Raw genomic sequence first — 14,043 nt, forward strand, 5'->3', positions numbered from 1 at the left:
CGTGCCGCCTTTTTTGTTGCTGGGGCACCAGCGCCGTGGTGGCCCGGGCGGGTTAGCCGGCAACAGGGCTCGGCACGCCTACGGCCTCGATGGTCAATTCGAAGGCAACGCTCTCACCACCTTCTACTTGCAGATACAGCACCTCGCCGGTCGCACCGCCCAGCCCCACGGGCTGGCCGTCGGCGTTTTGCAAGGTAACCCCGGCGACGGTCCCGGCCGCTGCGAGCATGGCGCCATCGGGCGCTTTCAATGCCAGGTAGGCGCCAGTCTCTTCCCCGGAGTAGGCACCGAGATAGCCGTTACGGCTGATGTCGATACGCTGGCCGTAAAACGCACTGCCGCCATCGGCGACACGGGCTTCGTAAAGGCCTGCGCCATTGGCGGCCGGGCCAAACCAAAGCGCACTGGATACCGCGTGGCTGATCGGGGTTTGCGGCGTCACCAGCCAGCCGCTATCCGAGTGCAGGGCCACCGTGGCGTCGCTTTGATACACCCGTACAGGGCGTTCGCCGTGCTCGTCTTTTACAACTAGGCGCGCGACGAAAGCCACGGGTTCGCTATTTGTCGGTGGGGTCACTGGCGGGGTCACCGGAGGCGTGACTGGCGGGGTGACCGGCGGGGTGACCGGGGGCTTGACCGGTGGGGTCACCGGAGGCGTGACCGGTGGGGTCACCGGGGGCGTGACTGGCGGGGTCACCGGCGGCTTGACCGGTGGGGTCACCGGAGGCGTGACCGGCGGGGTCACCGGGGGCGTGACCGGTGGGGTCACCGGAGGCGTGACCGGCGGGGTCACTGGTGGGGCCACCGGAGGCGTGACCGGCGGTGCGACCGGCGGCACGGCTGGCTTGGTTGTACCGTCCGGCTGGGTAGCCGGCATGGGGTTGTTCTGAGGGGGCAATGGGTTCGTCATGGCGTTGCTCCTTGGGTGAAGGCAGCCACCCGCGCGAGGAGTCTCGCGCTCGTGCTGGCTGCCTGAAAAGGAACGCCACCTTGGCAGACGGAGGGCGGCCAGGTGCATCCAGAACCGCTTCCCCGTAAGCGAGCCTTAGGTGAGCGGCGAGTGCTCACGCCGCTGTATTTCCTCGGCATAACCCTGGGCCTGCGCTGCCAAGGCAGCCCCCGCGCCCTGCAGGGTGGCCAGGCTGTGGCGCAAGAACGCCGTGTGCCCAGCGGCCTTGGCACGGCTGAGCCAAACGTCCGCTTCGGCCGCCTGCCCCGCTTCGGCCAGCACCAGCGCATGGCTGAACATCCCACGAAAATCCCCCGCCTCGGCGGCGCGGCGGTACCAGGCATGGGCCTCGGCCGGCGCGGCAGGCACCCCAAGCCCCTGCTCCAGGTAACGCCCCAGCAGGTTCATCGACTTGGCGTGGCCGAGGCTGGCGGCGCGCCGGTAACAGGCCAACGCCGCGCTTTGGTCCTGTGCCACGCCGCGGCCGGTGGCGAGCAGGTTGGCGTAGTTGTACAAACCCCAGTCGAGCCCGGCCGCGGCAGCCTGCCGATAATGGCCGGCGGCGGCCGGCAGGTCGGCGGCGCAGCCCCAGCCGTGCTCATGGCAGCGGCCGAGCATGTTGCGCGCCATCAAGTGGCCGCGGCGCGCCGCCAGCTTGAACCAGGTCAGCGCCAGCGCCGGGTCGCGCTCGATGCCATGGCCGTCGAGTAACAGTTGGCCGAGCAGGGCCTGGGCTTCGAGGTCGCCTTCGGCGGCGGCCGCGAGCACCCACTGCGCTGCCTGGCGCGGGTTGCTGGCGGCACTGGCGGGGTCGGCCAGTTCCTCCCGGCGCAGTTGCCAGCCACTCACACCTCCACCCAGCGCCGCAGCAGGTTGTGATAGGTGCCGGTCAGGCGCACCAGCGAGGGGTGCTCGGGCACGTCGCGGTTAAGCGCCTGGATCGCCGCGTCCATCTCGAACAGCAGGGTGCGCTGGGCGTCTTCGCGCACCAGGCTTTGGGTCCAGAAAAACGCCGCGTAACGGGCGCCGCGGGTGATCGGCCGAACCTTGTGCAGGCTGGTGCCGGGGTACAGCACCAGGTCACCGGCGGGCAGCTTGACCTGCTGCACGCCGTAGGTGTCCTGGATCTCCAGCTCGCCGCCGTCGTAGTCGTCCGGGTCGCTGAAGAACACCGTGGTCGAGAGGTCTGTGCGCACCCGCTCGGCGCTGCCGCGTGGCTGGCGCACGGCGTTGTCGATGTGAAAGCCAAAGCTATCGCCGCTGCGGTAGCAGTTGATCAGCGGCGGGAACACCTTGGCCGGCAGCGCCGCCGACATGAACAACGGGTTCGCCCACAGCCGCTCGACGATCGCCGTGCCGATCTCCTTGGCCAGGGCATGGCCCTCGGGCAACTGCAGGTTGTGCTTGGCCTTGGCCGACTGGTACCCGGCGGTGATCTTGCCGTCGGCCCATTCGGCCTGCTCGAGCGCCTGGCGAATGCGCGCGACTTCCTCGCGGGTAAACACCTCGGGAATGTGTAACAGCATGGCGGATGGACCGGTGATTGCGAAGGGGCGCTAATGGTAGTAATTCCCATTGCCTTAGCACAAGCCCTAGCGGCCTGATTGCTCCCGCATCCCTTACATCTTGCAAACCATTCTCGTTTGCAGCCATTGGGGCTGGATCCTAGAGTGCGCACCCAATGCCAACAGGGGGAGCACTCTTAGAAATGTTCAGAAATATCAATGGTTTGAAGATTCCATCTGGCCAGCTCGCATCGTCGCTGGGCGTTTGTGCCATGGCCGCCGCCCTGCCGGCATTTGCCGAAGAACCGCTGGAGCTTGACGCCGTAGACGTCAGCGCCGAAACCGAGGGCTACCGGGCCACCCACAGCCGCTCGCCGAAGCAGACCGACGCCCTGCGCGACACCCCGCGCTCGCTCAGCGTGATCAACGAAACCCTGATACGCGACAGCGCCGCCAGCACCCTGGTGGAGGCGCTGCGCTTCACCCCGGGCATCACCTTCGGCGCCGGCGAGGGCGGCAACCCGTTGGGCGACCGCCCGTTCATTCGCGGTTTCGATGCCCAGGGCGATGTGTACCTCGACGGCGTGCGCGACATCGGCGGGCAAACCCGCGAGCTGTTCAACCTCGAAGCCATTGAATTGACCCGCGGGCCCGACTCCACCCTCAGCGGCCGCGGCGCCGCCGGCGGCACCCTCAACCTGGTCAGCAAGCTGCCCAAGGCACGGGACTTCACCGAGGCCACCACCACCTTCGGCACTGACCAAACCCAGCGCTACAGCCTCGACCTGAACCGCCGCCTTGGCGACAGCGCGGCGTTCCGCCTGAACCTGCTGAGCCACGAGCAGAACGTGGCCGGGCGCCAGGCGGTGGAACAGCAACGCTGGGGCCTGGCCCCGTCGCTGGCGTTGGGCCTGGGCGGCCCGACCCGGCTGACCCTCAGCCATTACCACCTGCGCGGTGACGAACTGCCGGATTCCGGCATTCCCTACCGCTTCGGCGCCGCCACCGGCCATGTAAAAGACCGCCCCGACCACGGCGGCAACCGCAACAACTTCTACGGCCTGAGCGCACGGGACTTCCGCAAAACCCGCAGCGACATCACCACCCTGATGCTCGAACACGACTTCAACGCCCATGCCACCCTGCGCAACACCCTGCGGGTGGGCAACTCCGGCCAGGACTACCTGGTCACCAACCCCGACGGCAGCCAGCACAACATTGACCGCTACGGCACGGTGTGGCGCCGGGCCAACTCGCGTTATTCCGACACCGACACCGCCAGCTACCAGGCCGACCTGTTCGGCAGCTTCACCGCGCTGGGCTTCAAGCACCGCTACAGCGCCGGGCTGGAGGCCAGCCGCGCGCACACCGACATCCGCCGTTATGCGGTCAGCCCGAATCAAAACCCCGCCCCGGAGGGCTGCCTGCCCGGGCTGATCGGCAACGGTGAATGCACCTGGCTCGGCCGCCCGGCGCCGAGCGACCCGTGGGCCGGCAGCGCCCGCCTTGACCCGGCCACCCGCCTGAAAACCCAGGGCGACACCCTGGCGCTGTACGCACTGGACACCGTCGAACTGGCCCCGGCCTGGAAGCTCAACCTCGGCGCGCGCTGGGACCGTTTCGACACCACGGTCAGCGACCCGGCCGGATCCCGCGTGAGCCAGACCAGCCTGTTCTGGAACGGCCAAGCGGCGTTGATCTACAAACCGGTGGAACAGGCCAGCCTGTATGTGGCTTATGGCAGCAGCGCTACCCCACCCGGGGCGTTGGTCAACGAGGGCAGCGAAGGCAACCCGCTGGCCAGCCCCGGCGTGAGCAGCAGCCTGGAGCCAGAAACCACCCGCAACTACGAACTGGGCGCCAAATGGGATGCCCTTGGCGAACAACTCACCCTCACCGCGGCGGTGTTCCGCACCGAAAAAGAAAACACCCGGGTACTGGTAGACAACGCCACCTACCGCAACGCGGGCACTTCGCGGGTCGATGGCCTGGAGCTGACCGCCAGCGGGCAGTTGGCCCCGGCCTGGCGCCTGTTCGCCGGCTACACCTACCTCGCCAGCGAGCTGGTAGACGGCGGCCTGCCAGGCCGCCGCGGCCAGGTAGACCCCACCGGCGTCTCGCCCAAGGGCAAGCGCATGCCCAACGCCCCGCAGCAAAGCCTGGCGCTGTGGAGCACCTACCAGCTCACGCCGAAGCTGAGCCTGGGCGGCGGCGCGTTCTACACCAGCAAGGTGTTCGGCGATGCCGCCAACAGCGTGTACGTGCCCGCCTACACCCGCTTCGATGCCATGGCCAGCTACCAGCTCAGCCGCCACGTCGACCTGCAACTGAACGTGCTGAACCTGACTGACAAGGTGTACTACGACAAGGTCCTGGGTAACCACTACGCCAGCATGGCCCCCGGGCGAACCGCGCTGTTGAGCACCCGGGTGCGCTTTTGAGGCTCTCGGCCTGGCGTGATGTATCCATTTTGAAACACCAAACTGTAAAGAACGTAAATTCCTAACGGATGGGATTGTTTCTCAATTGATACCGCGATTCGTTTCCCTTTATAGTCCGCCGCCTTGAAACCTTGGGGAAGGTCGAATCACATGTCACGTTCAATTGAAACCGTACCGGGCAACCCTCGCCTGCTGGCCTCGGCCGTAGGCGTGGCGCTCACCGCGCTGTCCACCTCACCTGCGTATGCCGCCGATGACGCGCAGAAAAAAGACGACACCATCTCGCTGGGTGCCACCAGCATTTCCGGTGAAGTCATCAACGACGGCTACCAGGCTAAGGAATCGGCCTCGCAGAAGTACACCGCGCCGCTGCGTGACACGCCACGTTCGGTCACCGTGGTGACCCAGCAGGTGATGAAAGACACCGCCGCCACCACCCTGCAAGACGCCCTGCGCAACGTGCCGGGCATCACCTTCGGTGCCGGCGAAGGCGGCAACCCGCAGGGCGACCGGCCGATCATCCGTGGTTTCGACGCCCAGGGCGACACCTACATCGACGGCGTACGCGACACCGGCGCGCAAACCCGCGAAGTGTTCGACATCGAATCGATCGAAGTCAGCAAGGGCCCAAACTCGGCCATGGGCGGCCGCGGCTCGGCCGGTGGCAGCCTGAACCTGATCACCAAGCTGCCGAAGGAAACCGACTTCCTCGACGGCGGCTTCACCTACGGTTCCGACCAGACCCGCCGCTACACCCTCGACGTGAACCGCAAGTTCCTCGACACCGCGGCGTTCCGCCTGAACCTGATGAGCCACGAGCAGAACGTGGCCGGCCGTGATGCGATCAACTACGACCGCTGGGGCGTGGCACCGTCGCTGACCTTCGGCCTGGGTACCGGCACCCGCCTGAACCTGAGCTACTACCACCTCGAAAGCAACGACCTGCCAGACTCCGGGATTCCGTACGGCTACTCGTCGGCCACCGCCACCGCCCACGACGGCAACAAACCGACCTACGGCGGCGACCGCGACAACTTCTACGGCCTGAAAGACCGCGACTTCCGCAAAACCCGGGTCGACATCAGCACGATTGCCTTTGAGCACGACTTCAACGACAGCATGACGCTGAAAAACACCCTGCGCCACGGCAACTCCGGGCAGGATTACATCCTCACCCAGCCAGACGACAGCCAGCGCAACGTCAGCCGCTACGGCACCGTGTGGCGCCGCGCCAACAGCCGGGTGAGCAACACCGACACCACCACCAACCAGACCGACCTGTTTGGCGAGTTCCGCCTGCTCGGGCTGAAGAACAGCTACTCCACCGGGGTGGAATTCACCCGCGAAGAAAGCCGCGTCAGCAGTTACGCGTTCGCCAACCCGGCCAACACCAACCCAGGCTGCCTGGCAGGCGTAGTGGCCGGTGGTACCTGTACCTCGCTGAGCAACCCGAACCCGGACGATGACTACACCGGCACCATCAGCCGCAACTACGCACAAACCGTAACCAAGGGCACCACCCGGGCGATCTATGCCTTCGACACTATCGAGCTGACCCCACAATGGCTGCTCAACGTCGGCACTCGCTTTGACAGCTTCGACACCAAGGCCCGCTCGGCCACCATCGACCAGAGCAACACCAGCAACTTCTGGAGCTGGCAGGCCGGTGTGACCTACAAGCCGGTGGAAAACGGCAGCATCTATGCCTCGTTCGCCACCTCGGCCAACCCACCGGGCAGCAAGCTCAACGAAGGCTCTGAAGACAACTCCTACACCACCGCCGGCGTGACCAGCGACCTGGAACCGGAAACCACCAAGAACTACGAAGTGGGCACCAAGTGGGACTTCTTCAGCGATCGCCTGTCGCTGACCGCCGCGGTGTTCCGCACCGAGAAAGACAACACGCGCATTCTGGTATCGAACTTCACCTATGCCAACGCCGGTAAAACCCGCGTAGACGGCGTGGAGCTGTCGGCCACCGGCAAGCTGACCGACAAATGGCAGGTGTTCGCCGGCTACAGCTACCTCGACAGCGAGCTGGTCGACTCGGGCCTGCCGGCCACCCGTACCGGTGCGGTCAACGCCACCGGCGTGTCGACCGCGGGCAACGAAATGCCCAACACCCCGAAAAACAGCTTCACCCTGTGGACGACCTACCAAGTGCTGCCAAAGCTCACCGTGGGCGGTGGCGCCTATTACGTAGACAAGGTCTGGGGTGATGCCGCCAACACCGTGTACGTACCGTCCTACACGCGTTACGACGCCATGGCCGCGTACAAGCTGAACAAGCATGTGGACTTCCAGGTGAACGTGCAGAACCTCACCGACAAGATCTACTACGACAAGGCCTACGCCGCGCACTTCGCCACCATGGCGCCGGGCCGGACGGTGTTGTTCAGCACCAACTTCCATTACTAAGGGTAGTGGAAGCAACGGCCCCGCCGGCTCAGCACCGGCGGGGCTTTATTACGTATAGTGCTTTCCTTTTTTTCATGGGCCGCGCCGTGTTCAAGAACGTCCTTTTTCAGTTGCACTGGTTCTTCGGGATTACCGCGGGTTGCGTGCTGGCCTTCATGGGCCTGACCGGCGCCGCCTACTCGTTCGAGGATGAAATCCTCCACCTGATCAACCCCGATACCCTCAAGGTGCAGCCCCGCGCCGAAGGCACCTTGCCGGCCAACGAACTGGTGCAAAAGCTGCAGCAGCAAGTGGGCAAGGACGTTGCCGGGTTTACCCTGGAGGTGAACACCGACGAAGCCTCACGGGTGTTCTTCATGCCCGAGCCCGGCCAGCGCCGGGGCGAACTGCGCTACTTCGACGCCTACACCGGGCAACTGCAGGGCGAAGTGCGCGGCGAGGGCCTGTTCAACCTGATCCTGCAACTGCACCGTTTCCTCGCCATGGGCGAAACCGGCAAGCAGATCACCGCCGCCAGCACCCTGGCACTGGTGTTCTTCTGCCTCTCCGGGTTGTACCTGCGCTGGCCACGGCGGGCGCTCGACTGGCGCGCCTGGCTAACCCTTGACTGGGCGAAAAAGGGCCGCGCCTTCAACTGGGATTTGCACTCGGTGTTCGGCACCTGGTGCCTGCTGTTCTACCTCGTCAGTGGTATCACCGGCCTGACTTGGTCCTACGGCTGGTTCCGCGACGGCGTGGTGGCGTTGCTTTCCAGCGAGCCGGCCAGCCAGCGCCCGGCCGAGCGCCGCGAGCGCGCCGGCAACAGCGCGCCGATCACGGTCGACTTCAGCGCCATCGACCAGGGCGTGCGCAGCGCCGCCGGGCCGCACCTGGCCCGCTACAACCTGCGCCTGCCCGCCGGCGGCAACGGCCCGGCCACGGTGTTCTACCTGCTCGACGATTCGCCCCACGACCGCGCCTTCAACCAACTGCAACTGGACCCTGCCAGCGGCCAAGTACGCCGCCACGCCCCCTACGCTGACAAAGCCCTGGGCGACAAGCTGATCACCAGCCTCTATGCCCTGCACACCGGCAGCTACCTGGGCTGGCCCGGCCGTTTGATGATTTTCGCCGCCTCGCTGTGCATGCCGCTGTTCTTCGTCACCGGCTGGCTGCTGTACCTCGACCGCCGGCGCAAAAAAAAGCTGATCGCGCAAAGCCGCCAAGGCCTGGACAGCGCCAGCGAAGGCTGGCTGATCGGCTTCGCCAGCCAGAGCGGGCAAGCCGAGCAACTGGCCTGGCAAGCCGCGGCGCAACTGCAGGTGGGCGGCATTGGCGCCAAGGTGCGCGCCCTGGCGACCATCAGCGAGGGCGACCTCAAGGGCACCGAGCGGGCGCTGTTCGTGGTCAGTACCTTCGGCGACGGCGAGGCGCCAGACAGCGCCCGCCTGTTCGAGAAGCAAATGCGCGCCCTGCACTGGCCGCTGCCGCACCTGCGCTACGGCCTGCTGGCCCTGGGCGACCGCAATTACCCGCAGTTCTGCGCCTTCGCCCGGCGCATCGACACCTGGCTGGGCGCCCAAGGCGCCACGCCGTTGTTCGAGCGGGTCGAGGTCGACAACAACGAGCCCGCCGCCCTCGGGCACTGGGCCGAACAGGTGGCGGCCCAGGCGGGCTCGACCCGCGTGCTGGCCAGCGCGCCGCGTTTCTCGAACTTCACCCTGGCCCAGCGCGAATGGCTGAACCCCGGCAGCGAAGGCGCGCCGGTGTACCTGCTCGGCCTGCGCGGCGACGCGGCGCAGGGCTGGGCCGCCGGCGACATCGCCGAAATCATCCCCGGGCCGGCCGCCGACCAGACCCAAGCGCGGGAATATTCGATCGCCTCGCTGCCCGCCGACGGCCTGCTGCAGTTGCTGGTACGCCAGCACCGCCACGCCGACGGCAGCCTGGGCCTGGGCTCGGGTTACCTGACCGAACACGCCCCGCTGGGCAGCACCTTGCAGGTGCACCTGCGGCGCAACAGCGCGTTCCACCTGCCCGAAGATGACCGCCCGCTGGTGTTCATCGGCAACGGCACCGGCCTGGCCGGCCTGCGCAGTTTGATCCGCCAGCGCCTGGCCCAGGGCCAGCGGCGCAACTGGCTGCTGTTCGGCGAGCGCCAGCGCGCCCACGACTACCTGTGCGGTGCTGAGCTCGACAGCTGGCTGGCCAGCGGTGCGCTGGCGCGGCTGGACCTGGTGTTCTCCCGCGATCAGGCGCACAAGGTGTACGTGCAGCACGCCCTGCGCGACGCCCAGGCCGAGCTGCACCACTGGCTCGCCGAGGGTGCCGCGCTGTACGTGTGCGGTAGCCTGCAGGGCATGGCCGACGGCGTCGACCGCACCCTGCGCGAACTGCTCGGCGATGCCGGCGTGGAGCGGCTGATCGAGCAGGGCCGCTACCGCCGCGACGTGTACTGAGGCTCAGGCGGGCTGCAAGGCCCGCTCGAACACCGCCACGCCGTCGAGGTCACGCAGGGTGACGGTCAACTCGCCGCTCTGCGCCTGGATGTTCACCTCGCCAAAAAACTGAAAGCCCGAGAACGGCGAGCTGTTCTGGGTTTGCGGCGCTTTTTGGAACACCACCTCCGGGCCGAAGGTGGCATCCAGCACGTTCGGCCCGAACGCCCCAGCGTTGAGCGGGCCGGCGACAAACTCCCAGAACGGTTCGAAATCCTGGAACGCGGCGCGGTCCGGGTGGTAGTGGTGCGCCGCGCAATAGTGCACGTCGGCGGTCAGCCACACGGTATTGCGGATGCGCTGCTCACGCTGGAAGGCCAACAGCTCGGCGATTTCCAGTTCACGGCCCAGCGGCTTGCCGTTGTCGCCATTGGCGATCGCTTCCCAGCGGCCCACCCCGGGGCTCATCTCGCCATCCGGCACGCCCAGGCCGATCGGCATGTCGGCGGCGATCACCTTCCACTGCGCGGTCGACGCCTTGAGCTGGGCCTTGAGCCAATCGAGCTGCGCGCGGCCCATGAAGGCGTTGTCGGCGCTCATCCGCGGGCTGAGGTTGGCGTCGTTGGGGCCACGGTAGCTGCGCATGTCTAGCACGAACACATCCAGCAGCGGGCCGTAGGCGATCTTGCGGTACACCCGCTGGCCCTGGTCGGCGGCCTGCGGGCGCATGGGCGAATACTCGAGCCAGGCCTGGCGCGCGGGGGCCACCAGTTGCCGGATGTCCTTGACCTGGTAGCGGTTGTCCAACTGCTTGCTGGGCGACCAGTTGTTGGTCACCTCGTGGTCGTCCCACTGCCAGATCTGCGGCACCTCGGCGTTGAAGCGGCGCACGTTGTCGTCCAGCAGGTTGTAGCGGTAGTTGCCGCGGTAGTCGGCGAGGGTTTGCGCGACCTTGCTCTTGGCCTCGGTGGTGATATTGCGCCACACCCGCCCGCTTTCGGTGGTAAGGGTGGCCGGCACCGGGCTGTCGGCGTAGATGGTGTCGCCGCTGTGGATGAAGAAGTCTGGCAGGCGCAGGCGCATGGCTTCATAGATGCGCATGCCGCCGATGTCCGGGTTGATGCCAAAGCCCTGCCCCACCGTATCGCCGCTCCAGACGAAGCGAATGTCGCGCTTGTGCGTGGGCACGCTGCGCAGGTGGCCGAACCACGGCTCGCTGGCCACCCCGGAGGCCGCATCCTCGAACCACACCCGGTAGAAAATCGCCTGGCCAGCGGGCAGGCCCGTGAGTTCGGCGCGGGCGGTAAAGTCGGTGCTGGCGTCGGCCAAGGCCGACTGCACCCGCCGCGGGTTGCTGAACACGCTGCGGGTGTCCCACTCCACCAGCATCTTCGCCGGGCGGTCACAGCGGCTCCAGACCATCGCCCGGTCGCCCAGCGGGTCACCGGCTTGCACGCCATCGGTCATCACCGGGCGGCTGTTGGCCGCGGCAATTACCGCCGGCGCCAGGCTGGGCAGCAACATGCCGGCACCGACGGTTTGCAGCAGGCGGCGGCGTGCGAGGGGGAAATGGTACATGGGCAGGGCTCCTTCGGCGGTGAAGCAGCCATGTAACGCGGCGAATGTTGCAGGGGGATGGCAGGGGGCATTGCCTGGCTCAATCCGGCCAAGGCTGGCACTGCAGCAGGTGGGGTAAGGAATGTTGCCGAGCAAGCCAGTTGGAAGCAGTGAGGCAGCGCATCGAGACCAAGCGCTCGATGGTCTGCAGCTCCTTCAGCAATGGCCGCTGAAACACCGGCTCGTGGTGGGCAATACGGTTTCTCAATAAGCGAACACCCCGGAGGTCATCCGCGATGCGCTGGCGCGCAGTACGCATGCAGGCGATCCCCAGGTTTGGAAAGACGCTGGCAAGGTGCGGGCGCCAGAGCCGGCTTTCATGGCGAGCGGTAAAGAGTTTTTCCCAGAACACGAACTTGAGCGCCACTATGACCTCCGCGCTACACCTCGCCCTGGCCCTCGCGCTGATAAGGTCATCCACAGGCTGGTAGCCCACCCCACTACCGGCCGGCAAACTACGCTGGAACCCATTGCTCCAGGGCCATCGTTCTCCATATACGGCTTCTACTGCCTCCGCAGCCGCATTGCGAACCACGACTTCGCACAGGTGCAGAGGCAACCACAATGCGCTGCACACCTGGGCATTCCACAGATACAAGTCGACACAAAAAGATGACTCGTACCCCGCCGCGCGCGCAGCCCGCTCGTACGTAGCCAAACGAGGCCCTGAGAGCGCCCTGCGAAGTACTTCATGAAGCACAGTGGTTGACCCCATCGGTATTGCTCCCTATAGTCCAACGACTTGCCGGGAGCCTTGTTGGCCAACGCCTCCCCTCCCGGACACCGCGGTAACGAAAAAGCCCACATCATGTGGGCTTTTTCGTTACCGCGGCCAATGTAGGGTGCATCGCTCAGGCTTCCTACCTGGGAAGCGTTTCAGCATGTGAGCAATCTTCCGCCCAGCACCACGCGGCCCCTTGGGTCCGCCGTGGCCCGGCACTCGGGCTGTGCCGGGCGATAGGCCCGCCAACCCTACCCCGGCACCACCTCCTGCACCTCAGCCCGCTTGATCGCGGCATACACCACCGCGGTGAGCAAACTGCCGGCCAGGATCGCCACCAGGTACGCCAGCGCGTGGTTGATCGCGTTAGGGATCAACAGCACGAACAGCCCGCCGTGGGGCGCCACCAGCTTGCAGCCGAACAGCATCGACAACGCGCCGGTGAGCGCGCCGCCGGCGATGCTGGCGGGGATCACCCGCAGCGGGTCTTTGGCGGCGAACGGGATCGCCCCTTCGGAGATAAAGCACAAACCCAGCACCAGCGCGGCCTTGCCAGCCTCGCGTTCGCTTTGGGCGAACTTGCGCCGGGCGATGAAGGTGGCAATGCCCAGGCCGATCGGTGGCACCATGCCGGCGGCCATGGTGGCGGCCATGGGCGCGGTGGTCTGGGTGGCCAGCAGGCCGACCGAGAACGCGTAGGCTGCCTTGTTGATCGGCCCGCCGAGGTCCACGCACATCATGCCGCCGAGGAGGATGCCGAGCAGGATGGCGTTGGTGGTGCCCATGCTGTTGAGGAACGCGGTCAGGCTGGCGAGCATGCCCGCCACCGGCGAGCCGACCAGGTAGATCATCGCCAGGCCGGTGACCAGGCTGGCCAGCAGCGGGATGATCAGGATCGGCTTGAGCGCCTCGAGGCTGGCCGGCAAGCGCGCCGCGCGGTTGATGCCCCAGGCGGCAAAGCCGGCGATGAAGCCGGCGAGGATGCCGCCGATAAAGCCCGCGCCCAAGGTGCTCGCCAGCAGGCCGCCGATCATCCCCGGGGCCAGGCCCGGGCGGTCGGCGATCGAGTAGGCAATGTACCCCGCCAGCAGCGGCACCATCAGGGTGAAGGCGGCATCACCGATGTGCTTGAGCGCCGCGGCGAGGGTGCCGGGCTGCTCGAAGGCGTGGATGCCGAACACGAACGACAGGGCGATCATCAAGCCACCGGCAACCACCATCGGCAGCATGTACGAGACCCCGGTCAGCAGGTGCTTGTACACGCCCTTGCGCTCGGCCTTGGCCGGGGCCTTGCCGGCCGTGCCCTGGCTTTCGACCTTGGCCTCGGCCAGGGCTTTGTCGAGGGTCGCGCGCGCCTGCTTGAGCGCCACGCCAGTGCCGCAGCGGTAGATGCGCTTGCCGGCGAAGCGTTCGGTGGCTACGTCGATGTCTGCGGCCAGCAGCACTGCGTCGGCCGCGGCGATGGCCTCGGCCGCCAGCGGGTTGCGCGCGCCCACCGAGCCCTGGGTTTCAACCTGCAAGCTGTAGCCGGCCTGGTTGGCCGCCTGCTGCAGGGCTTCGGCGGCCATGAAGGTGTGGGCCACGCCGGTGGGGCACGCGGTGATCGCCACCAGCCTGGGCGTGCCCGTGGTCGCCGCGGCCGCGGGCTCGGCGGCCGGCGCGTGGTACGGCTGGGCGTTCTGCTGGGCCTGGCGCAGGAACGCGTCGGCGTCAGCCAAGGCCTGCGCCGGGGTGCTTTCAAACAGGCGCTTGCCGTCGAAGCGGGCAAGGTCCAGCGGGCCGGTGCGCACCACCAGCACCCAGTCGGCGGCGGCGATGGCCTCGGCGGGGAGTTGTTTTTCCGGGTGTTGCGGGTCGTGCACTTCCACACAGGTGCTCAAGCCCTGGCGCTGCGCCGCGGCGTCGAGCAAGCGTGCGCTGAGCACGCTGGACACCCGCCCGTTGGGGCAGGCGGTGACGATGGCTAACTTCATGT

9 protein-coding genes are annotated in these 14,043 nt (G+C 66.8%); 3 read left to right on the forward strand and 6 right to left on the reverse strand.

Annotation, left to right across the window (positions count from 1 at the left end; translation table 11 throughout):
* Positions 1–52 precede the first annotated feature (52 nt).
* From ACFZCE_RS00385 to ACFZCE_RS00395, 3 genes are all read right to left on the reverse strand, one after another.
* Complete coding sequence (locus ACFZCE_RS00385; protein ID WP_390935030.1) at positions 53–550, reverse strand: hypothetical protein; 498 nt, start codon at positions 548–550, stop codon at positions 53–55.
* A 495-nt stretch (positions 551–1,045) separates the two neighbouring features.
* Complete coding sequence (locus ACFZCE_RS00390; protein WP_390935031.1) at positions 1,046–1,798, reverse strand: tetratricopeptide repeat protein; 753 nt, start codon at positions 1,796–1,798, stop codon at positions 1,046–1,048.
* On the reverse strand, positions 1,795–2,475 hold the full coding sequence (locus ACFZCE_RS00395) for a Fe2+-dependent dioxygenase (protein WP_390935032.1): 681 nt from the start codon (positions 2,473–2,475) through the stop codon (positions 1,795–1,797). Before ACFZCE_RS00395 ends, ACFZCE_RS00390 begins: the two co-directional genes overlap by 4 nt.
* A gap of 251 nt (positions 2,476–2,726) precedes the next feature.
* On the opposite strand from ACFZCE_RS00395, the gene ACFZCE_RS00400 reads away from it, so the two are divergent.
* The 3 genes from ACFZCE_RS00400 (at position 2,727) to ACFZCE_RS00410 (ending at position 9,751) form a co-directional block, all read left to right on the forward strand.
* Complete coding sequence (locus ACFZCE_RS00400; RefSeq protein ID WP_390935033.1) at positions 2,727–4,895, forward strand: TonB-dependent receptor domain-containing protein; 2,169 nt, start codon at positions 2,727–2,729, stop codon at positions 4,893–4,895.
* Positions 4,896–5,045: 150 nt separating this feature from the next.
* Positions 5,046–7,313, forward strand: coding sequence for a TonB-dependent siderophore receptor (locus ACFZCE_RS00405; RefSeq protein ID WP_390935035.1), 2,268 nt, complete (start codon positions 5,046–5,048; stop codon positions 7,311–7,313).
* A gap of 74 nt (positions 7,314–7,387) precedes the next feature.
* Positions 7,388–9,751, forward strand: a complete 2,364-nt coding sequence (locus ACFZCE_RS00410; RefSeq protein ID WP_390935036.1) for a PepSY domain-containing protein — start codon at positions 7,388–7,390, stop codon at positions 9,749–9,751.
* Positions 9,752–9,754: 3 nt separating this feature from the next.
* On the opposite strand, the gene ACFZCE_RS00415 is transcribed toward ACFZCE_RS00410, so the two are convergent.
* The 3 genes from ACFZCE_RS00415 to ACFZCE_RS00425 form a co-directional block, all read right to left on the reverse strand.
* A complete protein-coding gene (locus tag ACFZCE_RS00415) occupies positions 9,755–11,308 on the reverse strand; it encodes an alkaline phosphatase D family protein (RefSeq protein ID WP_390935038.1) in 1,554 nt (517 codons plus the stop codon).
* 79 nt (positions 11,309–11,387) lie between these two features.
* Positions 11,388–11,714, reverse strand: coding sequence for a hypothetical protein (locus tag ACFZCE_RS00420; RefSeq protein ID WP_390935039.1), 327 nt, complete (start codon positions 11,712–11,714; stop codon positions 11,388–11,390).
* Between the two features lie 605 nt (positions 11,715–12,319).
* A complete protein-coding gene (locus ACFZCE_RS00425; protein WP_390935041.1) occupies positions 12,320–14,041 on the reverse strand; it encodes a PTS fructose-like transporter subunit IIB in 1,722 nt (573 codons plus the stop codon).
* Positions 14,042–14,043: the final 2 nt, after the last annotated feature.

It is taken from the genome of Pseudomonas sp. NPDC007930 (genome assembly GCF_042958985.1).
Taxonomy (GTDB): Bacteria; Pseudomonadota; Gammaproteobacteria; order Pseudomonadales; family Pseudomonadaceae; genus Aquipseudomonas.

Bases quoted from the DNA above. Each gene is read 5' to 3' on its own strand.
- ACFZCE_RS00395 (WP_390935032.1), bottom strand. From the start codon at position 2,475: ATGCTGTTACACATTCCCGAGGTGTTTACCCGCGAGGAAGTCGCGCGC.
- ACFZCE_RS00400 (WP_390935033.1), top strand. From the start codon at position 2,727: ATGGCCGCCGCCCTGCCGGCATTTGCCGAAGAACCGCTGGAGCTTGAC.
- ACFZCE_RS00405 (WP_390935035.1), top strand. From the start codon at position 5,046: ATGTCACGTTCAATTGAAACCGTACCGGGCAACCCTCGCCTGCTGGCC.
- ACFZCE_RS00410 (WP_390935036.1), top strand. From the start codon at position 7,388: ATGGGCCGCGCCGTGTTCAAGAACGTCCTTTTTCAGTTGCACTGGTTC.
- ACFZCE_RS00415 (WP_390935038.1), bottom strand. From the start codon at position 11,308: ATGTACCATTTCCCCCTCGCACGCCGCCGCCTGCTGCAAACCGTCGGT.
- ACFZCE_RS00425 (WP_390935041.1), bottom strand. From the start codon at position 14,041: ATGAAGTTAGCCATCGTCACCGCCTGCCCCAACGGGCGGGTGTCCAGC.